At 58.3% G+C, this 21820-nt stretch carries 19 protein-coding genes; 7 read left to right on the forward strand and 12 right to left on the reverse strand.

Going from position 1 to position 21820, the window contains the following annotated elements; translation table 11 throughout:
• The first annotated feature begins 129 nt into the window (after positions 1-129).
• The 4 genes from M1D51_RS12065 to M1D51_RS12080 are packed head-to-tail and all read left to right on the forward strand — an operon-like array spanning position 130 to position 4257.
• On the forward strand, positions 130-1074 hold the full coding sequence (locus M1D51_RS12065) for a carbohydrate ABC transporter permease (protein ID WP_458106653.1): 945 nt from the start codon (positions 130-132) through the stop codon (positions 1072-1074).
• On the forward strand, positions 1071-1889 hold the full coding sequence (locus tag M1D51_RS12070) for a carbohydrate ABC transporter permease (protein ID WP_458106654.1): 819 nt from the start codon (positions 1071-1073) through the stop codon (positions 1887-1889). Before M1D51_RS12065 ends, M1D51_RS12070 begins: the two co-directional genes overlap by 4 nt.
• A gap of 47 nt (positions 1890-1936) precedes the next feature.
• Positions 1937-3217: an ABC transporter substrate-binding protein gene (locus tag M1D51_RS12075; RefSeq protein ID WP_458106655.1), complete on the forward strand. Its 1281-nt coding sequence runs from the start codon at positions 1937-1939 to the stop codon at positions 3215-3217.
• Positions 3218-3228: 11 nt separating this feature from the next.
• Entirely contained in the window at positions 3229-4257 is a 1029-nt protein-coding gene (locus M1D51_RS12080) for a LacI family DNA-binding transcriptional regulator (RefSeq protein ID WP_458106656.1), read from the forward strand.
• Between the two features lie 18 nt (positions 4258-4275).
• Here M1D51_RS12080 and M1D51_RS12085 read toward each other — a convergent pair whose 3' ends face one another.
• Positions 4276-4710: a TetR/AcrR family transcriptional regulator gene (locus M1D51_RS12085; protein WP_458106657.1), complete on the reverse strand. Its 435-nt coding sequence runs from the start codon at positions 4708-4710 to the stop codon at positions 4276-4278.
• A 309-nt stretch (positions 4711-5019) separates the two neighbouring features.
• Between M1D51_RS12085 and M1D51_RS12090 the strand changes: the two genes are divergently transcribed.
• Positions 5020-5727, forward strand: a complete 708-nt coding sequence (locus M1D51_RS12090; RefSeq protein ID WP_458106658.1) for a FadR/GntR family transcriptional regulator — start codon at positions 5020-5022, stop codon at positions 5725-5727.
• Between the two features lie 256 nt (positions 5728-5983).
• Here the strand turns inward: M1D51_RS12090 and M1D51_RS12095 are convergent, their stop codons facing one another.
• From M1D51_RS12095 to M1D51_RS12105, 3 genes are all read right to left on the reverse strand, one after another.
• Positions 5984-6727 (reverse strand): amino acid ABC transporter ATP-binding protein, encoded by a 744-nt coding sequence (locus M1D51_RS12095; protein WP_458106659.1) that lies wholly within the window; start codon positions 6725-6727, stop codon positions 5984-5986.
• Positions 6727-7731, reverse strand: a complete 1005-nt coding sequence (locus M1D51_RS12100) for an amino acid ABC transporter permease (RefSeq protein WP_458106660.1) — start codon at positions 7729-7731, stop codon at positions 6727-6729. The genes M1D51_RS12095 and M1D51_RS12100 overlap by 1 nt, the downstream gene beginning before the upstream one ends.
• Before the next feature lie 104 nt (positions 7732-7835).
• Positions 7836-8708, reverse strand: a complete 873-nt coding sequence (locus M1D51_RS12105) for an ABC transporter substrate-binding protein (RefSeq protein ID WP_458106661.1) — start codon at positions 8706-8708, stop codon at positions 7836-7838.
• A gap of 385 nt (positions 8709-9093) precedes the next feature.
• Between M1D51_RS12105 and M1D51_RS12110 the strand changes: the two genes are divergently transcribed.
• On the forward strand, positions 9094-9780 hold the full coding sequence (locus M1D51_RS12110) for a gamma-glutamyl-gamma-aminobutyrate hydrolase family protein (RefSeq protein WP_458106662.1): 687 nt from the start codon (positions 9094-9096) through the stop codon (positions 9778-9780).
• Positions 9781-10240: 460 nt separating this feature from the next.
• Here M1D51_RS12110 and M1D51_RS12115 read toward each other — a convergent pair whose 3' ends face one another.
• From M1D51_RS12115 to M1D51_RS12145, 7 genes are all read right to left on the reverse strand, one after another.
• Positions 10241-12538, reverse strand: a complete 2298-nt coding sequence (locus M1D51_RS12115) for a penicillin acylase family protein (RefSeq protein WP_458106663.1) — start codon at positions 12536-12538, stop codon at positions 10241-10243.
• A 110-nt stretch (positions 12539-12648) separates the two neighbouring features.
• The gene (locus tag M1D51_RS12120) at positions 12649-13488 is read right to left on the reverse strand and encodes a polysaccharide deacetylase family protein (RefSeq protein WP_458106664.1); all 840 of its coding nucleotides are present in this window, start codon (positions 13486-13488) and stop codon (positions 12649-12651) included.
• Positions 13489-13531: 43 nt separating this feature from the next.
• Positions 13532-14275, reverse strand: a complete 744-nt coding sequence (locus M1D51_RS12125) for an SDR family NAD(P)-dependent oxidoreductase (protein ID WP_458106665.1) — start codon at positions 14273-14275, stop codon at positions 13532-13534.
• 130 nt (positions 14276-14405) lie between these two features.
• Positions 14406-15194, reverse strand: a complete 789-nt coding sequence (locus tag M1D51_RS12130; protein ID WP_458106666.1) for an SDR family NAD(P)-dependent oxidoreductase — start codon at positions 15192-15194, stop codon at positions 14406-14408.
• A gap of 121 nt (positions 15195-15315) precedes the next feature.
• The gene (locus M1D51_RS12135) at positions 15316-16308 is read right to left on the reverse strand and encodes an ABC transporter permease (protein ID WP_458106667.1); all 993 of its coding nucleotides are present in this window, start codon (positions 16306-16308) and stop codon (positions 15316-15318) included.
• A complete protein-coding gene (locus tag M1D51_RS12140; RefSeq protein WP_458106668.1) occupies positions 16305-17855 on the reverse strand; it encodes a sugar ABC transporter ATP-binding protein in 1551 nt (516 codons plus the stop codon). Before M1D51_RS12140 ends, M1D51_RS12135 begins: the two co-directional genes overlap by 4 nt.
• Positions 17855-18871 (reverse strand): sugar ABC transporter substrate-binding protein, encoded by a 1017-nt coding sequence (locus M1D51_RS12145; protein ID WP_458106669.1) that lies wholly within the window; start codon positions 18869-18871, stop codon positions 17855-17857. The genes M1D51_RS12140 and M1D51_RS12145 overlap by 1 nt, the downstream gene beginning before the upstream one ends.
• A gap of 327 nt (positions 18872-19198) precedes the next feature.
• Here M1D51_RS12145 and M1D51_RS12150 point away from each other — a divergent pair, with 327 nt between their 5' ends.
• Positions 19199-20101, forward strand: a complete 903-nt coding sequence (locus M1D51_RS12150; RefSeq protein ID WP_458106670.1) for a LysR family transcriptional regulator — start codon at positions 19199-19201, stop codon at positions 20099-20101.
• Positions 20102-20427: 326 nt separating this feature from the next.
• Here M1D51_RS12150 and M1D51_RS12155 read toward each other — a convergent pair whose 3' ends face one another.
• Complete coding sequence (locus M1D51_RS12155) at positions 20428-21747, reverse strand: MFS transporter (protein WP_458106671.1); 1320 nt, start codon at positions 21745-21747, stop codon at positions 20428-20430.
• Positions 21748-21820: the final 73 nt, after the last annotated feature.

A 21820-nucleotide genomic window follows, 5' to 3' on the forward strand; every position in this document is an offset into this window, starting at 1 on the left:
TGACCAGCATAAGTGACAAAGGCTACAGTTTGAATCGTTCCAGAAGCTGTGAACGTTTTTAGTTCAATACCGCATCGAAGGAGATGACGCCGTGACTACCTCGCCCGCCGTCCGAGGAGACGTCAACACATGACCGTCACCGCCCCCCAGACCGCAGGAACGTCCACCCGGGCGCCAGCTCAGGCAGCACGCCGCCGTCGTAGGGCCATGGGACTGCGGCCCCCGGTCTGGTTTGTCTTGCCCGCAGTGCTGCTGTATGTCGCAGTGGTGTTCCTGCCCAACATCCAAGGCCTGTTGTACTCATTCACCGACTGGGACGGATTCGGAACAACCTGGAACTGGGTCGGCGTTGCTAACTTCGGCAGCGTCTTCGCTGATCCGAACTCGATGCGCGCCATTGGCAACACCTTCCTTCTCACCTTGGTAGTGACCCTGGGCCAGAACATCGTCGGGCTTTTGCTGGCGTTGGGGCTCAACGCCCGAATCAAAAGCAAATACATCCTCCGCCTGGTCTTCTTCCTCCCTGTCGTGCTGACCCCGATCGTGGCCGGCTACCTGTGGAAGTACCTGCTCACTCCCGGCGGTTCACTCAACTCCGCCCTTGAAGGAATGGGCCTGGGATTCCTGCGGCAGGATTGGCTGGGCGACCCGGATCTGGTCATCTACGCCATCTGCGTCGCCATCATCTGGCAGGGCGCAGGCTATTCCATGGTCATTTATCTGGCTGGCCTTCAGGCCGTCCCGGCTGAAGCGCTTGAGGCCGCCGCGATCGACGGTGCCGGTGCCATTCGCCGCACAATCAGCATCGTCATTCCGCTGATCAATGGATCCATCGTGGTGAACATGCTCTTGAGCGTCATCGGCAACCTTAAACAATTCGACACCGTGTTCTCCATGACCGAAGGCGGACCGGGGTCGGCCAGCGAAACGATGGCAACCATCGTTTACAAGACAGCGTTTACCTACCTGCGCTATCCCAATGCCCTCGCCCAGGGCGTGATCCTGACCGTCTTGGTCGGCGTCATTGCTTTCGTCCAGTTCCGGCTGACCCAGCGTAAGGGAGCCCTCGCATGAACCGCTACACCTGGCGTAGCCTGGCTCTCGAGATCAGCCTCATCCTGGCCGCGGTGGTGTTCTTCATACCGTTCGTCATCCTGGCTTCAGTGGCACTCAGAGACACCAGCGGAGATGCAGGGTTCCTTGGCTTCACCTGGCCGCTGAACTTTGGAAACTTCGGGACCGCCTGGACCCAGGCGGCGATGGGGCCCAGCATCCTGAACAGCCTCATGATCACCTCGGTGTCCGTGGTGCTCATCATCGCAGTGTCATCCACTGCCGCGTACACCCTCACGCGGAGCACCCAGCGGTGGTCGAAAGGCGTTTTTTACCTTCTGTTGGTCGGTTTCATCTTCCCCGGACAGTTGGCTCTGGTTCCCCTGTACCTGGCGTTCGCGTCGGTGGGTCTTGTCGGCTCACCGATTGCCGTCATCCTGATCAACGTGGCCGGGTTCGTTCCCTTCGCGGTCTTTCTTTATTCGGTGTTCCTCAGGGACCTTCCCAAGGATTACGAAGAGGCAGCCGTTATAGATGGTGCCCGCCCGTTGTGGATGTTCAAGGCCGTGGTGTTCCCGCTCCTGCGCCCGGTGACAGGCACCGTTAGCATCCTCACCGCGCTGGCGATCTGGAACGACTTCTTCACCCCGCTTCTTTACCTCAGCGGCAGCGGAACCCAAACAGCCCCTCTCTCGGTCTACACATTCGTCAGCCAGTACGGCGCCAACTGGCCCCTGGTCTTCTCCACCTTGATCATTTCCGTCATCCCCATCCTGATCGCGTACTTCCTGATGCAGCGCTTCATCATGAAGGGCTTCGCGTCCGGGCTTAAGTAAACCTCTGCTCTCCCAACTCGCATCACCCACCATTGAAAGTAGGCACCATGTCATCCAAGACATTCCTTAAAGTACTGACAGCGGGCGCTTGCGCCGCCGTCCTTGGAGCCGGGCTCGTTGGCTGTTCAACCAGCACCAATTCCGGGTCAAAGAACGTACTGACAGTCGGCACCAACGGCGGCGCCCCCATGAAGGCCATCGTCGCAGCCTTCGAGAAGGAACACCCCGACGTCACCGTAGAAATCCGAGACTCCCCCGAGAACTACCTGCAGGTGACGGGAACCCAGCTCACCGGCGGCACCGCCCCCGACATCCTTCAGGTCTTCCCGGGCAACGGCAACAACGTCAGCCCCGTCATCGCCGGTGGCCGCGGCTACTTCGCTGACCTCTCGGGAGAATCCTGGGCATCCGAGGTACCCGAGTCCACCAAGCCCCTATTGTCGACCTCCGACGGCAAGCTCGTAGCCGTCCCCATGACGTTCTCTTCCATCGGCGTAGTTTACAACCAAGGCCAGCTGGACAAGCTCGGCCTAAAGCAGCCCAGCACCTGGAGTGAAGTTATTCAGTTCTGCTCAGACGCCCGCGCAGCAGGAAAGGTACCTTTCGGCCTTGGACTCTCCGACGCATGGACCACACAGCTGATCCCGTACGCACTAACCGCTTCCCTGGTCTACGGGCAGGACCGCGACTTCGTGAAGAAACAGACCGAAGGCTCTGTGTCCTTCTCCGATTCCGGATGGCGCACTGCCTTGGATAAGTACCTCGAAATGGAGAAGAACAAGTGCTTCAACGACTCCCCGGCAGGCACCCCCTACTCCGCCGTACAGGACGCCATCCGCAAGGGTGACACCCTGGCAACCGTTACCGTCGCGGCTGAATCGAACACGATCAAGGAAACAGGACCCAAGGACCTGCAAGTGTCTTACGCCGCCTTCCCCGCCACGGACAACAAGGACGAGAACTTTCTCTCGGCAACGACGGGCCCGTCCTTTGCCGTCAATTCCAAGTCGAAAAATGCCGATCTAGCCAAGCAGTTCATGGCATGGCTGGCTTCCCCCGAAACACAGATCGCATACGCCAACGCCTATGGTGATACCGCAGCCATGCCAGGGGACCTTAAACAGGACAGCCAGGTAGCCACCTTGGTCAACGAGTACGCCAGCACCGAGAAGTACTCCACGTGGCCGGACCAACTATGGCCGAGCACCACCGTCCAGCCCGCAATGTTCGCCGGCATCCAAGGCATGTTCAGCGGCCAAGATACCCCTGAAAGCGTGCTCAAAAAGATGGACGCAGCATACAAAGACCAACCAACAGCCGCTAAGTAGGAAATAGACCCATGGCCATCAACCACCCCGTACCCCGCGTGCGATCCACGATTGACGACGTCGCAGCAGCGGCAGGCGTCTCGCGAGGCACCGTCTCACGGGTGATGAACGGTAAGCCATGGGTCAGTGACGAAGCCCGCCGCGCAGTTGAGGCTGCCGTTAAAACTACCGGCTACCGAGTGAACGGACACGCCCGAAACCTCCGCCGGCAGCACAGCAACTTGGTCGCCCTGGTGCTCTGCGAATCTGCAGTCCGCCTGTTCACCGATCCCAACTTTGCCGTCATCATCGAGGGCATCGCAGCGGTACTCGAGAAAACCGGGATGTCGCTGTGCCTGCTCATTGCAGGCACAGCGACAGAACGGGCCAACGCCATCGAGATGATCCAGTCGAACAAAGTCGATGGCGCGTTTCTGGTCTCCGCCCACGACGAATACGGAATACTCGAACAACTTTCGACAGCCAACGTTCCATTGGTTGTCTGCGGCATACCTGCCGGCGTGCCCGACACCGTCAGCTACGTCTCCTCAGACGAAGTCGACGGCGCACGCCGAGCAACCGAACATCTTCTCTCTCTCGGCCGGTCAGCCCTAGCAACCATCACAGGCCCCGCCGACATCGCCGGCGCCAAGTTGCGCCTCTTTGGCTACCAACTAGCCATAGGCAAAAGCACACCAATCACCGCCGAGGGCGATTACACGCGTTCCAGCGGATCCCTCGCCATGGCTAGGCTTCTGGATTCGGGCAACACCATCGATGCTGTCTTCGTCGCCAACGACCTCATGGCCGCAGGCGCCCTCGACGAACTCAGCAACCGCGGCATCAAGGTGCCCCAAGAGATTGCCATTATCGGATTCGACGACAGCTCGATAGCCCCGGCCGTAAGCCCTTCCCTGACCACCATGCGCCAGCGCTTTGACGACATCACCCGCGAAATGGTCCGGCTGCTCCTCGCAGGGATAGCCGGCGAATCCCCCCGCCACACACTTATCGGAACAGAACTCGTCGTGCGAGAGTCAACCACAGGATTTCCCGTCTAAACCTTTTCAAGTCACCACCTACGTGCCATCATGCGTTCGGAGTGCGAGTCCTTCGGAAATCATGTTGACGGCATGCGCGAGCGTATCCATCCCAGCGAGGATCTGGACGCTTCGAACACCGAAATCGAGCTTGCCCTGAAAATGACGCGCTGCCTCGTCCCCTAGCTGCGGTGCGCGTGCGACGTCACTTTCGCGGTCTTCCAAACTCACCGCAGAATGGACTACCAAGCACCCGAGATGAGGTCCTGGCGCTGTTATGACGTCCACGAAATCTTCGAAGAATCGTTTGAAGGCTTCCGCGACACGAGGTTCTTGATCGAAGGTATTCCACTCCGGATCCAAGAAGATGGGCTCGCAGTGATCAACGGCATTTATGAACAGCTGCGCTTTGCTGCCGAACGCCGCATACAGGCTCGGTGGGTTGATTCCGATGCCAACGCACAGCTGACTCACCGAGGTCGCCTCGTAGCAGTGCTTCCAGAACAGGTCCAGCGGCTACGTGTGGCAGCGCACACTGCCGCAGCTGCCCGCAGCCCCGCTCCACGAGACAGTCGCGGCGTAGGAAAGCTCTTCCCTTTCACCTTCCGAACGGTGTCATGGGGTTATACGAAATGCGCAGGCAGACTCCGGGTTAGCCCCGACGTCTGCCTGCGTAGCTGAAGATCGAACTAGCGGAAGCCGGATCGTCGCAGAAATCTTCCCACACCACCAACACGGCCTGGCGAGCAACCCGGCATCGCTATTTGGCCTTAAGATGGAACCATGCCCAAAGAAGTGAATTCAGTGTCAGTTCCGCAAGGCGTCGCAGAGTACGTCAAGGGATTGATCCGGCGAGGCGAACTAGGACCCGGAGACAGGCTTCCGCCGGAGCGGCAACTTGCTGAATCCCTGGGCGTAGCAAGGGTGAGCCTCCGGGAAGCCTTCAAGCAACTGCAAGAGGAGGGCTACATTGTGGTCCGGCGGGGCAAGACCGGAGGCAATTTCGTGACGGCCTTGAGCCAGCCACTTGCAGAGTGGCGTCGCAACATTCTGGAGCAAGAGGAAGAGCTGGACGACCTGACCACCGTGAGGGTTGCAATGGAGTCCCACGCGGCGACTCTGGCCGCCACACGGCGAACTGAAGACGACCTCGAGGCCATGATGGCCGCCATCAACCAACAGGCCGCCGCTTCCAATCGGGCCGAATACAGGCTTGCAGATTCTGCCTTCCATGATGCAGTAGCAAGGGCGGCAGGGAGTAAGCGGCTGGAGGCTGCCATTCGAAATGCGCGCAGCGAGTTCTTCAGTCCGGCGGACATGCTGGAACATCCCGATCCCGTCGAGGATGATCAGCGTCAGCACCGACGTGTGTTCGAAGCCATCAAGGACAGGGCTCCCCTGCTCGCACATGAAGCCATGCTGGATCACATTGAGCACACGCGTCACGAGATCCTGAGGATACTCAAATCTGAAACTGAACAGGTCACGTAGGGATGTTCCCTTGGTGAGACCTAGGAACATTTGCCAGGTCACGGCACCGACTTCCCGGGATCACCTGTCGCCCCTGCGTGAGCTGTGGCCCCTCCGGTCTTGCCCACAGATTCTTCATGCCCTGCATGCGCATAAAATTCCACATTCATAAGTGAAAGCCCACAAAGAACGCCCGGCAGGCCTCCCCTCAGGAAGCGCTGCCGGGCGCGGGACAACCAATCCAACGGTTGGATGTACCTCGTGGATGAATCCAGATTTAGAGCCTGCCGGCCTCCACAATTTGGCGAAGGAACTCACGCGTGCGTGGTTGCACTGGATCACCAAACACCTGCTCCGGAGGCCCTTGCTCCAGGAGCCGTCCCTGCTCCAAGAAGACGACAAGGTCGGATACTTCGCGAGCAAAGTGCATTTCGTGGGTTGCAAGCATCATGGTCATCCCATCCGCCGCGAGCTCACGAACGATGTTAAGGACCTCGGCCACCAACTCCGGGTCAAGGGCGGAAGTGATTTCGTCCAGGAGCACAGCTTTGGGCTCCATCGCGAGTGTCCGCATAATCGCTACGCGCTGCTGCTGACCACCGGAAAGCTGCTCCGGGAAATAGCTCGAGCGATTTCCAAGGTTGACCCGTTCAAGTAGCGCGTAGGCACGTTCACGCGCGACCTCAGGGCGAAGTCCCAGGAGTTTGATGGGACCGATGGCAACGTTATCCAAGACACTCATATGCGGGAAGAGGTTGAAGGACTGGAATACCATCCCCACGGTCCGGCGAAGACTGTTGACATTCACGCCGGATCCACTGACCACGTCTCCGTCAATGCGGATCTCGCCTGTATCTATCGGCTCCAGGGCATTGATGCATCGCAGCAGGGTGGATTTTCCGGATCCGGAGGCACCAATCAGAGTGACGACTTGATGCTGCTCGACCTGCAGGTCGATACCTTGTAGCACGGTATGGGCGCCGTAGCTCTTGTGCAGGCCGACCAATTCAATGAAAGACATTATTTGCTTCCCTTTCGTCCACGGCGGGAAACGCCTCGCGCCAGCATCCAATCAACGAAGCGGGTCTGCGGGATGGTGATCAAGACAAAGAGGACGGCCACTACTGTGACTGACGAAAGGTTGAAGTTCGCCGATGAATAGAACTTGGCCTGGTTGAACGCGTCCATCGTGCCAATAATGTTTACCAGCGAAGTGTCCTTCTGTAGCGAGATGAACAAGCTGAGCAGGGGCGGGATGACCCCCCGCACGGCTTGAGGCAAGATGACGAAGCGCAGTGTCTTTCCGAAGGAGAACCCGAGCGAACGGGAAGCGGACCACTGTGACGGGTGGATGGCTTCTATGCCAGCCCTGTATGTCTCGGCGGTGTAGGCGCTGAACGTCAGAGTCAGCGCAATGATGGCGAACCATTCCGGCGGCAGGTCCGACAGTACGGGTAGCTGTAGTAGCGGCAGTCCAAATCCCACCAGATAGATGACGATGATTGCCGGCACTGCCCGCAGGCAGTCGATGTAGGCAATGGCAATGGCCCGTACCGGGCGCCAGGATTTTCCAGGGGCAAGGCGGGCTACTGCCAGCAGCAGCCCGAATGCGAGGACGAAAATCTCGGTGATGACGGCGATCCAAATGTTCAGGCCGAAGGCCGCAAGGACGTCCCCGGCGCTTTCAGCCATGAAATCCCAGCGGAGGAACGTCTTCTGGATGACTGCGTCGTTTACGGTGAGCATCACTGCACCGGTGATGGCTATAAGGACGGCAATGCCAAGACCGAAGGTGAACGTTGCATCATGGAGCGATGATGCACCGCTCGCCCGGGCGTCGAGAATCCGCCCTTCACTCACTTCCTTGGACGCGCGAAGAGACCGACGCAGTGACCGCACTGCGATCCACAGCACCGCCCCAGCCAAGAGCACACCGACAGTACTCAAAAGCCAGCCAATAGCGTAGGGGGTGGTGCCCTCCTCGGCTCCATTCATGGCTGCTGCACCGAGGGCCGCGACTGCCAAGACAAGGACCAAGGCAAATACGGCCGCTGCCGATGAAAGCGCTCGACTCTTAGGCGGAGGGCTGAGACGTGGGGTCGCAGCTAGAGGCGAGGCAGCAACCGAGGTCACTTCACTACCCAGAACGGGACGGAATTGGGGTCAACTCCGAACGTCGGCTGAAGGTAGTCTGCAGCCAGAGTCTTCAACGTCCCGTCAGAATCCAGGTCGCCGATGGCCTTGTCGACGGCCGAGGTATTCTCCGAGTTGCGAGGAAGCACAACCCCGTAGCCCTGGTCGAGAGCTATCTGCCCCGTTACGGCCAGAGCACCGCCCGTTTCTTTAACGCTGGTCAGAGCGATCGTTGTGTCTGTAACAACTGCGTCGACCTGCCCGGCATTGAGCGCTGTGAAGATATCCGCGGCGGACTGAAAGACTGCGGCCGACTTGGTGGGCTTGAGCACGTCCGCCACCCACTGTGCGCCAACGTTGCCTTGCAGAACGGCGATCTTTGAGTCACGGAGGGTGTCCGCGGTGACCTTTGAATCCTTCTTGGTGGCTATGCCAAGGTTTGATGAGAAATACCGCTGCGAGAAGTCAAATACTTCCTTCCGCTTATCGGTGATTGTCACCGTTGCCAGTCCGATGTCGTAGCCTGATGCGGTCCCAGAGATGAACTGGTCCCAGGCGAAGTTTTTCAGCTGGACCGATTTGAGTCCTGCCCGGTGGGCAATATCTGCGGCCATGCAGTACTCGAATCCGCTCTTGACCGTGTCCGGGCTGGTGCCATTGGACCAGCCTGGGTTTGGCAGTACGACGGCGACCGTCAGGACATCGGGTTTCTGGGTTTTGAGCTTGATGCTGTCCGGCTGCCCAGTGACTTTACAGTCTCCGAAGGCGGAGGCATTACTGGACGAGCTCGAGTTTGCCGAGCCACCGCAGGCGGTGAGGGCGAGGGCACCGATCGTCAAGGCGACGGCGGCTAGGGATTGCTTCTTCATCTAAAGCTCCAGGGAGTAGTGAGAAAGGGCGGCGGTCTGCAGGTGCGACTTAGGCCGCAGTGAATGGACAGCCCATCTTCGGTGTAAAGGTCTGAGGTCTGGTCCATTGACCTTCCAACTATGAAACATGACACACTTTCAGGTGTCAAGAGTTGAGCAAGGATAGCCTCCACGGGAGCGTCGTATCCAATTGACAGGAGCTAGCGAGTGCCGTCATTCTGTTAAGGTATTTGGCTCGTACCTAATACCTAAACTTATCCACAACCATTTAAAACTGGTCGACACCGCTCAGGAGCATATTTTGGCCACATCTGCAACGAACTCCCCCAGGATTGGCATTCCAATCCGCCTCTCTGGCCTCAGTTGCGGAGCTTCGGACCCGGTCATGCAGGAGGCCGAAAGGGCCTTTGATGCAGTGGTCGCCCTGATCCAGGAATCCGGCGCTGAACCCGTCATTATCGGTCCAGCCAGCGATGCGGAGCTCGAGGCAACCTTCGCTTCCTGCCAAGGCTTCGTACTCCCGGGTGGTGGCGACGTCAATCCGGTCCTATTCGGTGCATCGGCCGAGGATCCTTCCCTTTTTGGCGTTGATGAGGCACAAGACAGCCTTGACCTCGCTGTCATCAGGTACGGCATAGACCATGGAATCCCTGTGCTGGGCATCTGCCGTGGAATGCAACTTCTCAATGTTGCTTATGGCGGTTCCCTGCACGTCGACTTGGGACCAAGCAGCGTCTCACATGTAAGCAAAAGCGAAGAAGGCGCCAGGGACTTCTCCGTCCATGAGGTGGAACTCCAGCGGGACAGCCGCGTTGCCGTCGCATTCAACGGTGTATCCCGGATTCCGGTAGCGTCTTTCCACCATCAGGCCGTCGATTTCCTCGCCGAGGGTCTGCGTATCACCGCTGTGGCCGATGATGGTCTGCTTGAGGCCATCGAGTCGGTGGACGACAACTGGACAGTCGGCATCCAGTGGCACCCTGAAGCGGACCTGCCTGTGCCAGAGTTGCGACAGCCGTTGTTCACCGCACTGAAGGCCGAAGCCGAAAAGGGGCTCCTTAAGATCAGCTGAAAAGGAGTTCTGCCCAGCGGTCCACTGTCCGTTCTTGCGTCTGGGTATCGTCCAGGAAGGTTGGTTAGTGGCCCCGGAAGTGGTTCGGCTAGTTCGACCGCGTTCGCGCCTACGCTGTCGACCCCCTTGAACCCAGAACGCCAGCACCCCGTGCTGCTGTTGCTTAAGTTTGGAGGTACGCCCGGGAAAGTCAGACGCCCGTCCCTCTTAGCCGAACGAGACTTTAACCTGCAGCGGGGTTTCGAAAAGACATGACTGGAAAGAGTTCAGCCACAAGATGAGGCGGGACGCCAACGTCGATGTGCCGGTCAGGTTCGCCAGCGAGCCGAGCGCGCTCCTATTGATAAAGGGACGTCTGTGGCCGGTCTGATTCTGAGTGCGAACTAGACTCCCCTCAGTGCGGCACCTACGGTCCCGATCAAAATCCGGGACCATAGGTGCGCCGAGCGTCCTGCCCCCCCTATTCGGGATTGATCACTAGCCGGGACGACGTGTGGGCATTCACAGCGCTACTTGAGTACAGCAAGGGGAAGTAACCGTCCTTGAGCCAGAGATCGTAGAGATCCGAGTAATGGGGGCTCCGGGGATCACCGTCTTGCCCCGGGGTGTTGATGGCGACAGAGCGGTCCCAGTCTCCGACGTCGACAATTACTCTGAATGAGGCACCTGTGGCTTGCAATCCCGTCGCAGGGGTCGGAGCGGCCAGACCGACTGTCTCGGAGTTACCTGACTTGGGCCGTGGGCCAATCGAGAGCCATTCCTCGCCGGCATCCAGGATTGGGTACAGGGGGTGCCGAATCATCGATTGGTTTGCATTGCCCCATTCCCAGTTGATCGGGTCTTCGCCGAATTCCACCCGCATGTCTGCTACTGCTTTCTCAAGCGTAGTTTCGATGACGGCGCCCAAGCGCTCTGGATCGAGCGATAGTTGGCGAAACAGCTCCAAGTCGATGGTCAGATCACCGATGACGTCCTCTTTCGGAGAAATGCTCATCACTGCGTCGGCAATTTCGCGATCCTCGACAAGACCGCCCAAAGCATCAGCAAGCAAGTACTTCCTAAGTGGGCCTCGGACCCATCGCTCAAAGAGTGTGGCTGGCCCGGATTCCGCGGTGATGCGGGCGTCCCATGCGCTCAGCATACGACGACCGGTCTCAGCCAAGTTCGAGCCGAACGGACGGTCAGGCAGATGGCGGCAGATTTCCCGTGCGGGGAGGCTGACGTAGTCATTCTGGAGGCTCATGCAGCCGGAGATATCTACGGCGGTGCTGTCACCCAGGACTTCGCAGATTCGTTCCATTCTGTAGGACGCATACCACTCGTAGGAGATTTCCACGGGGTCCCAATTGTTCGGGTCTGGCAGGTTCATTTCGTTTGCTGAGGCCACCCAGCCTCGTTCCGGATCCATGATGTTCGGCAGCGAGCTTGCGTCCTGGAATCCGTCCCATTCGTAACGACCATCACCAGGCACGGGTAGGAGTCCGTTCCAGTTTGGTCGGATGGGCACTAGTGCGCGGGGTGACCAACCGATCGAGCCATTGGTGTCGGCATAGACGTGGTTGACTCCGGGTGCGCCCCACCTGTTGAGGGCGCTGCGTACATCGGTCGCACTCCGATATTTGAGGTTTTGAAGGCTCGTTAAGTAGGGTGCCATGCCCGGTTCGAGCCACGCCGCGCGGACTGCGAAGGATGCCGTACGGTTCTGGTCAGTATGGATGACTGGCCCGTGGCGCGTGAATTCAAGTTCGACGTCCACTGGTGAGGCGTCTTTGACGGCGATGGACTCGACAAGCTTTTCCGTTCGAACCCATGTGGTGTTGTAGCGGTACAGCGAAGAATCGTCCGGGTGCGTTTCATAGACATACAGGTCTTCTTGATCGGCATTCCAGATCGTCAGACCGAATGCAACGGCGCCGTTGTGCCCGATCGAGACGCCGGGTAATTGTGGCTCGCCAGCACCGATGACGTCGAACTCAGGGCATTTGAGGTGAACGATTTGCCGGAGTGAGGGGGCTGTCATGGCTCGATGCGGATCGTTGGCTAGGATTGGGCGCCCTGTAGAGGTCCTGGTTCCGGAAACGACCCAGTTGTTGCTTCCTTCCGGGGCTGGTGTTTGATTCTCATTGACACCAACGTGGCCTGTGGCTAGTCGGTATACCGAGAGAATGTCCTCGCTAATAAGGTCGAGATCGAGGCCGTCAGGGATGGCTAGCTTCACCGGCGGATTCAAATGGCGCCGGAGTTCTTCGGCGCCTAGTCCGAAGTCGCGGATGGTGACCGCACGTTTAACCTCTTGTTCCAGGTTTGCGTAGAGACCATGGCTCCGAATTCTGGTGATGTCGCTGGGTTCCCAACGGTCAGGTTGATATCCCAAGAGCTCAAATTCCGGTGACAGCTTGGAAGGATCCTTGTGAGTCAGATCAATCCAGGCATTGATACCGGCTGTGAACGCCTCAATGATCCGTCGGGTGTCATTCCCGTATGCCAGCCATTCAGCACGCATATCTCCCCTGTACAGGAAAAGACGTGCAGCGCGGTCCCTTTCTATGTAATCCGGCCCTAGAATCTCAGCGATTCTGCCTAGACCTTTGCGGCGCCACCAGTCCAGTTGAAACATTCGGTTCCGGGCCGTCACGAAGCCTTGTCCGAAGAACACATCCTGTGAGCTTCCTGCTTCGATGTGAGGAATGCCCCACTCGTCGATGGCGACCGATATCTGCCCTTGAGCACCCTGAATGAAAAAGGCTTCTTCTTTCACTTACTGCTCTCTGTCCCTAGTTGTATCTGCTGGCATCCGATATTTGATTGCAGCCTTGGATTCGTACGGAACGAACTCAATGCCGGGTCCCGGTCCGCGAAGATGGCGCATTACGTTGACCACGTGTCCCGCACGTTTGCCAATGAGGTGACCCAGACGTCATCGTGCTTGATGACGTGTTGGATGAATCGTTCGAAGGCAACAAGATGGTGAGCGCGGCCAATAGTTCCAGGATGGACAGTGAGGCAGAATACACCGCCGGGCTCAAACTCGTATGCGTAGTCGAATTGGGCAGTCCAGTCCTTGGCGAGCTGGTCTATCGTGAATGGACCGTGATTTATGCCTGGTATGAATTCGAGGTGCGGGAAGTCATCCAGATACCAAGAGACTGGCAGCTCGACCAAATTCACGGGGTCCCCGAAAGTGTTTCCTTTCTCCAGGTCGATGTGCACCCTGCGCGGCACATAGGCTTGAAAATCTCGACCCATGAGTGACGAGTCGTAGTCGAAACCCCATGACTCGAGAATGTCAAACGTTGCATCACTGAAGTCCCATGCCGGCGATCGAAAACCTCGGGGGCGTTTGCCGACATACTTTTCGTGCATGCCGATTGAGATTTCCATCAGCCGGCGCTCTTCGTCAGGATCCAGACTCGGAATATTCTCGTGGTAGCAGCCGTGGGCAGCAATCTCGTGACCTGCCTCCATAACGTCCTCGAGCCGGGCTGGGAACGTGGCCATGGTGTGGGTTGGCGTGAAGAAGGTTGCCTGGATGTCGTATTTGTTGAAGAGCGCGAGCAGCCGGGGAACACCTACCTCGGCGTCGAACTCGCCGCGTGAAAGGTAAGACGGCGTATTCCTGGCGAAAGCTCCGTGCCACGCCGAGTGTGCGTCGAAGTCTGGTCCGATGTTAACGGCCAGTCTTTTCCCTCCGGGGAGATTCAGTGGCATGGTGTCCTCTGCTTAGTTTTGAAATTGGTTATGCGCTTTTTACTCACGACAGTGTTAGGCCTCCGTCAATCACAAGTTCGGCTCCGGTGATGAAGCTTGCTGAATCGGAAGCCAGGAATGCTGAAGCTGTGGCAACCTCGAAAGGTTGACCGATGCGCTGCAGCGGTGAATCCGCTATATAGGCGGCGTTGGTTTCTGGCGAATTCAAGGAAGCCATCCGTGTCTCAATCAGTCCTGGAATCACAGTATTGACCCGGATTCCACGGGGGCCCAGTTCCTTGGCGCAGGCCTTCGTGAGACCTCGTAAACCCCACTTTGACGCGCTGTATGCCACAATGCCCTCGAAGCCGCCCAAACCCGCCACAGAGGCAACATTCACTACGGACCCACGGCCGGCCTGGGTCATTGCCGGCAGCAGGGCTTGAATCCCGAGCAAGGCACCGTGAAGGTTGACGCTGATGTGGCTCATGAAATCAGCTGGTGAAACGTCTGCTACCTCCCCCGGCCTGTAAAAAGCGGCATTGTTGATCAGAATGGTGGGCGCTTCGTCGAACACCTTGGAAGCTTCTGCCACACATTCGGTCCATGCTTCGGCGTCGGAGACATCGAGGGGAATATAGACGGCTCCGTTGCCGAGCTCTTTCGCCGCCTCCAATCCGGGTTCAGTGTCGACGTCCGTCAGCACTACGCGTGCACCCAGGGACTGCATGTACTCGGCAGTGACAAGCCCCTGTCCTCGGGCAGCGCCGGTGATGAGGGCAACTCTCCCGCGAAGGTCGAGGTTCATGTTTGGGTTGATAGTTGAACTCACCTGATTGTCATCTTTCTCTGAATTACGATCAATTTTGGGTACGTTTGAGTACCACGGGTGGCTGAGAGGCCAGCGAACCCTAAAGGCGGCGCGGGTGGCTGTGTTGTCAGGGAGAGGAAAAGAGCCCTTGGCCGCCGCCCATGAAGAGGTCGGCACCGACCATGAAGGAAGACTCGTCCGAGGCCAGAAAGAGAACGCCATAAGCAATCTCCCGCGGATCCCCTATCCGTTTAAGGACTGGGTTCGAGTCCTTGTACTCCTGCTCACGGGAGGCTGGATCGTCGGATTGTGCAATGACCGAACGCATCATTGCCGAGTCGATTGTTCCCGGCGAAATACAATTGACTCGGATTGCCGGGCCGTAGTCGACAGCCATCTGCTTCGTGAGCATGAGTACACCGCCCTTGGCCGCGTGATAGGCGGGCAACGTACGGGAGGCGAAACTGCCAAAGACCGAGCACGTATTGATGATGACGCCGGTTCCTTGTTGCAGCATGAAGGGCAGGACGGCCTTCGATCCGAGGAACACGCTCGTCAAATTCGTGGCAATCACCTTGTCCCACGTTTCCACCGGGTACGTATGAACGGGTTCATAGACACCGGCGATGCCAGCGTTGTTGTGGAGAATATCAATTCTGCCGAATCGTTCTACTGTCGCGGCTGCCATTGATTGCGTGCCCTCGATCGTGGAAACATCGGCGGCCCAACCAAAGGCCCGTCCGCCAGCAGCGACGATTTCCCCGGCTACTGCTTCCGCCCGGTGCCCGTCAATATCGACGCAGGCAACAGCAGCACCTTCCTCGGCAAGTAGCATCGCAGTTGCCCGGCCGATTCCATTGGCGGCTCCCGTAACCAGCGCCACCCTACCAGCGACCCGCCCCGGTGCGACACTCATGAATTCAATCCTGCGCGAGCGGGAGATGTGTGGTTTATTGGCATGTGCAAGTTCATTCTCTTCTTGTTGCCTTGGCTTGTGGATGAATAGGACACTGTCCCGCTCTCGACTGTCATCACAATTACTCCGGCTTCCTTGCCCAGGCGTCGATGCTTACAGCCAATGCGATGACTGCTCCCATAACCATTTGCTGATAGACGGGGTTGACCCCAAGCAGGTTAAACCCGTTACCGATGACGGCGAGCATGAGGACACCCAGCACGGTGCGCCAGATAGCACCGTAGCCGCCTTTGATGGACGTGCCCCCCAGGACGACAGCAGCGATGGACGTGAGTGCGAAATCAGCACCCGCGTCGGCCTGACCGGTTCCGATGCGGCTTGCGACGATGACGCCCGCCACTCCGGCGCATAGGCCGGAAATGACGTAGGTAGCGGCAGAAATCTGGGCTGTCCGAATTCCGGATAGCCGTGCAGCTTCGCTGTTACCGCCTGTGGCGAATATGTAGCGGCCAAAGTTGCTCCGCGACAAGGCAATGCCTGCGATGATGATCGCCGTCAGGAAGAGCCAAATGGTCCATTTGATGCCCAGGAAACTGTCCCTTCCCAGGATTCTGAAGGCTTGGTCTTCCACAGTGATGAGAGTGCCCCCTGTCAGGACAAGAGCAAGTCCGCCGAAGGCCAAAGACGTAGCCAGGGTGGCGATGAGTGGGTTGATCCGCCCAAATGTCACCAAACCACCGTTGATGGCACCAAGTACCGCGCCTGCAACAGCCCCGGCGAGCCAACCCAACACTACTGAACCGGTCGTATTCGTGGTTTGTGCCGCAATTACGCCACCGACGGCAAAGATTGCTGCCACTGATAGGTCGAATCCGCCTGCAATAATCACGAGTGTTTGCCCGAGGGCGATGATCCCCACAGGTGCCCACTGGTCGAAGATGTTCAAAGCGTTTCTTGGCGTCAAGAAGACGTCGCTTGATACAGAGACAAGTACCGTAAGGACCAGGAAACTGAGTATGATCCCATACTCGCTCAGGTTGCCGCGGCTGAATCTGAATCTGGCAAGACCGACATTGGAGTTAGTGGGCCGCAATTCATCCAATTTTCCACTCATGATTTTCTCCCTGTACCCAAGATCATCGGCATGACGATCTCCTCTGTCGCGTCATCGGCGTCTACTTGGTCCACGATTTCTCCCCGTCGCATGACTAGCGTGCGATGTGCCAGGCCGAGCACTTCCTCAAGTTCTGACGAGATCAGAAGTATTGCTATACCTTCAGCGGCGTATCTGATCAACAACTCGTAGATGGCCCGTTTCGCTCCGACATCGACGCCTCGAGTCGGTTCGTCTACAACCAGCAGGTCGGGGCGTTTGACTAGCCACTTCCCCAAGGCGACCTTCTGCTGATTTCCGCCCGAAAGCGTTGAAACGGGAACATTCTGTCGCCCGGCTGTTGCACCCACGTCCCGTAAGGTGCGTTCAGCAACCTTTCGTGCCTTCGCTGACTGAATAATGCCCCACTTCGAAACCGTCGGACGGTGTGCCATGAGCACGTTGTCTCGAACAGTCGCTCCAACAACCAGGCCTTGGTCCTTGCGGCTCTCCGGCAGCATGGCAATCCCGGCACGGACAGCTGCCCGTGGTGACCGTAACCGGGTTTCCTTGCCGTGAACGAATATCTTGCCGCCCGTGGGGCGGTCTGCCCCGAAAATAAGGCGCGCCAGTTCAGAACGACCTGAACCCACCAGACCGGCTATGCCAACAATCTCGCCAGCCCGGATTTCGAAGCTGGCGTTGATGACCTCTGAGCCCCTTTTAAGATCGTCAACTGCCAAGACCACGGGTGCATCAGATTTTGGGCGTTGACGCTCAGGAAATGCAACAGACGCGGCCCGACCCAGCATCGCTTGTACGAGGGTGTCCGGGGTTTCGTCTCTCGCCAGGGTGGTTCGGACCAAGCGCCCGTCCTTAAGGATCGTCGTCTGATCTGCGATTTCCAGTACTTCGTGGAGGAAATGCGAGACATAAATAATGGTGGTTCCCTGGCTGCGGAGCTGATCAATTATTTGCAGCAACTGACCAGCTTCCTCCCGCGTCAGGGCAGCCGTGGGCTCGTCCATTACGATGACTTTCGACCCTCGCGCAAGCGCCCGCAGTATCTCGATCTTCTGCTGCGCAGCGACGCGAAGTGAGCCAACCCGGGCGCGGGGATCCACCCTCAGCCCGGAACGTTCACTCAGCTCTTCGTATCTTTCACGAAGGTTCTTGCGTGACGCGAAGCCAGCCGTCCCTCCTTCGGCGCCCAGAAAGACATTTTCAAGGACAGAGCGTTCGGGAACCAAGGCAAGCTCTTGAGCAATGAGGGTGATCCCATCATTGAGCGCATCTCTGGGTGCGCCATACCGAACTTCTCGTCCGTCCACCAGCAGAGAGCCTCCATCCGGAAGATGAACACCAGCCATTAGCTTGCCCAGGGTCGATTTCCCTGCGCCGTTCTCGCCAACGAGGGCATGGACCTGCCCGCGCTGCACAGACACATCAACACTGTCCAGTGCGAGAACGCCACCGAAGCGCTTGGAGATGCCTCTTGCCACAATGACATCGTCGCGCTGTGGCGTGCCGAGTTTGAGTGAAACCTGTTCTGATGTCTGGTGGTTCATTAGCCTGACCACTGCGGCTTGAAGTCCGGGTGCTGCTCAATAAATTCCTTGGTCAGCAGTCCCTTGGTGTAGCCGGCCACGGCCGCGGGGTCCGCGAAGTCAGGCGAGACGTCCTCACCTTTGAGTGCCTTGGCGACTGCTTCGGCCGTGAGGACGCCTTCGTCTTTGGGAAGGCCAATTGCGGACGCATACCACTTTCCGGATTGGACTCCCTTGTACGCGATATCGCTGGCTCCTTGTCCGATGACCACAAAGTGGCCGCCGCCCGCGGTACCTGCTTGAGCTGCACCGTCCGCCATTTGATCGCCGTTGGAGGCCACGACGTCAATGTCCGGGTGGGACTGCAAGACGTCCTGCATCACTTGACGGGCCGGGTCAGCCAGATACTCACTTTGGACCCTGGTCACCACCTCAATGTTCTTGAACCCGTTGATGGCCTTTTCAAAGCTCTCGAATTTGATCTTCTCGAAAGCAATCTTGGGATCACCGCTCATATAGACCACTTTGCAGGGGTTCTTGTTTGCGCAGGCTTCCCCGGTGGCGGTACCGATCAACTCTCCATAGCGAGTCGACGATCCAACAGCGCTCATGACCTGTCCCTGGAGCTGAGCTTTGTTGGTGCCGATATCCGGCCCCAGCGGAAAGCCGTTACTTGCGACTTTGATGCCCTGGCCGATGGCATCCTCAAGCACAGGGACAAGAGCCGTGTTGTTGACGGGGCCGACAATGAACGCGTTGAATTTCCCGGACGCCAGAGCGTCCTGGATCTGCGCCTGTTGGGTGGCAGGGTCGAAGTTGCCGTCGAAGGCTGTCACGGTGCCACCGTACTTCTTGGCCACTTCTTCGATTCCCTCGAGCGAAGCGGACATGTAACTGTTCGATCGCTCTCCCATGAAGTAGGCAATCCGCGGCGTCGTCTCGGACGCCGCGTTGGCTGAACCTGAAGTGTTGCCGCAGCCAGACAAGGCAGCGACCAAGCCGAGGGACAGCGCTCCAACTACCAGGTTTCGACGCACCCCCGGTGAGTGTTCAGATACAGAAAGTCGCATCAGATGCTCACCCCCGGAGTGACGGAGGAACTGTGATTGGAGGACTGCAATATGTAGGTGCTCATGGGTGCTCCTTGTTCAGACTTGGGGTCCGGATCAACTGACCGGAACCGGCAGGCTAGATGCGTGAACGGAGAATGGTTCAGCTCCGGTGTTACTCGGGTTCACTGGCGTGGGAGGAGCTCCGAGCTCCTCCCACCGCATCCCCACATGCGTGTGATGCATATCTCCATCCTCGGATCCGGAGTGATAACTGTCCAATACCATTTCAGCTTCAGGTGATAACCTGAAGTTATGGACTACGTGGACGTCATGCATTTCTTGGGCGTTGCCGAGACTGGGTCAGTTCGCGGAGCGGCGGCATCGATGCACATCTCGCAACCTGCGGTTTCGCGCCGGGTGATCACGCTCGAACGCCAACTCGGGGTGCAACTTTTTCGACGGACACCCACCGGCATGATCCTGACTCCAGCGGGTGACCATCTGCGGGAGATGGCTTTGGATATGCGCAACCGCCTCGAAAGAGCTGCCGGCGTCATGGAGGCATTGCGCTTCGGGGCCAGGTCCTTCACATTGACGTGCCCGGAAATGACGGCTCATCATTTCATCGCCCCTTTCATAGCCGGTGGGGCGCCCGTTGCCGCTATTCGTGCAGCTATTCCATCGGAGGTCTATGGGGAACTCAGGAAGGGTGCGGATGTAGCCATCAATACCTCCGAGCCTCCGGCCCACCTGGCCTCGCACACCTTGAGCTCGACCTTGATTCAAGTTCAGTACTCAGGGACTCCACCCTTCCCAGTGCAAGACGGAAACGCCGAACTGGCTGAGGTCGTACGCTATCCGGTGTTGTTGCCGGGGTACGGCAGGGCCGTGGAAAGCCAGGTAAGACTAACCGCCGATCGTGCTGGCCTCGACTTGTCATTGGCGACGACGACTACAGATCCCATCGTTGCCCAAGCCATGGCAGCAGCGGGTCGCGGAAATGCGGTCGTCATCGAGCCTGCCGCCTATGACCTGCAGCATGCCTTCGTGGTTCACCAAGGAAAACCACTCGTAGTCCACTTCTTTGCCGCCTGGGATCCTGCTCACTACGCAGCGAAGGAAATCGAAGCTTTTGCCGAAGACCTACAGGTGTGGTTCAAACGGTTGACTCCCTTCCCCGCCGACGAACTTGTCACCGGCAACAAGCGGGGCTAAACCACTCGAGCCTGCCTGCTAAGCAGGCTAAGGCAACGACCGAGGTAAGGTAGCTCGACTCAGGAGAATCGGAAAGGCGAACGAGCCATCGATGCCCGCATTGTGACTCAACCCGGCAAAGTACCTACCGGGTTGTCATGATCCACGTCCTGGGGGAAGTCCCCCGCGGGGAGCACTGTCATAGACGAAAACAGGCCATCGCAGAATGCGTTTTGGATCGACTTCAGAATTGGCTGAATTCGGTTGAGCAACATCATTTGTATACCTCTGTCGTGTGGTTTGTACTCACTGCCTGATCTCGAGGAGACGACATCCGTGCCTGTCGGCTAACCAGCATGGATGTCCTTCTTGAAAGTCTCCGGAAGCCACTTGAGCAGGATCGGCGCGGCTACGAGTGCCACCACTGCCATGTACCAAGCCGCCGACGTCGACGTTCCGGTGGAGCTTGCCAGCCCTGCTGCGATCAGCGGTCCTGGCCCGGCCACAATAGCGAGTCCCAGGTTGTACCCGAGTGCGCTTCCGCTGGACCGGGTGGAGGCAGGGAAGAGCTCCACGAGCAGTACCACGTTGGTCACACTGCACAGTGCCTGGCAGGCCCCGAAGAGAATAAGCCCTGCAACGATTGCCACGCCGTTCCCTGTTCCCATGAGCAGGAAGGACGGGATGGACAGCACAACGAAACCCACGGTTCCAAGAATGTTCAGGCTGCGACGACCAAAGCGGTCAGACAGGATGCCCGCCAAAGGGCACAACAACAGATAGATGAACAGGCCGGCACCGCTGAGCGTTAGCGCTGAGGCACGGTCCAACCCAAGCGAGGTGGTCAGGTGGTTGTTCATGTACGTCGCCAAATAATAGATGCCGAGCCCGGAGACGCTGGAGAACGCGAACGTGATCAGGATCGGTTTGAGGCCCTTTGTGCCTGCCTTGGCCAGAGGTGACCCAGCCAACCGATCTTGCGACTTCATGCTCTCAAAGACGGGAGTATCCCCTAGCTTCATGCGGATATAGAGTCCGGCCAGGGACATGGGTGCTGCCAGGAGGAACGGGAGCCGCCATCCCCAGCCCGATAGGTCTTCCGGGGAAAGTGCAGAGCTAAGACCAAGCGCAACGAAGCTTCCGACGATGAACGCCAAGGCGGCGGTACCGGAGATGAGGCTCGCATAAAGCCCGCGCTTATTGTTTGGGGCGCTTTCCACCAGGTAGGCGGCCGAGCCGCTCCACTCGCCACCAGCGGCGATACCCTGCACGCAACGGAGCAGGACCAGCAGAATAGGGGCCAGAAGGCCGGCCACTGCGTATGTAGGAAGCAGGCCCATGACGGTCGTCGCCCCGCCCATGAGCAGAACCGACCAAACGAGCGCAGCCTTGCGACCATGCTTGTCACCAATGGGGCCAAGGATAAACGCTCCCAGGGGGCGCATGATGAAGCCCACGGCAAAGACTGCGAACGCACTCAGCAGGGAAAGAATCGGGGTGCTTTCGGGGAAGAACAGTTTCCCGATGATGCTGGCAAAAAAGCCATAAACGGCGAAGTCGAACCATTCCATGAAGTTGCCGATACCCACCGCGAGGGCAGTCTTGCGGCGGGTGGCTGCGGATGGTTCTGTGGTGCCGGGAAGTGTTGTTGTGCTTGCGCTTTGCATGAAGACAACCTCTCTGTTGACGTCCGTTTTGGGCATGGAATGGCCCCCGCCCCTGTTGCGAGCAAAGGGCGGG

It is taken from the genome of Arthrobacter sp. R3-55 (assembly GCF_054161505.1).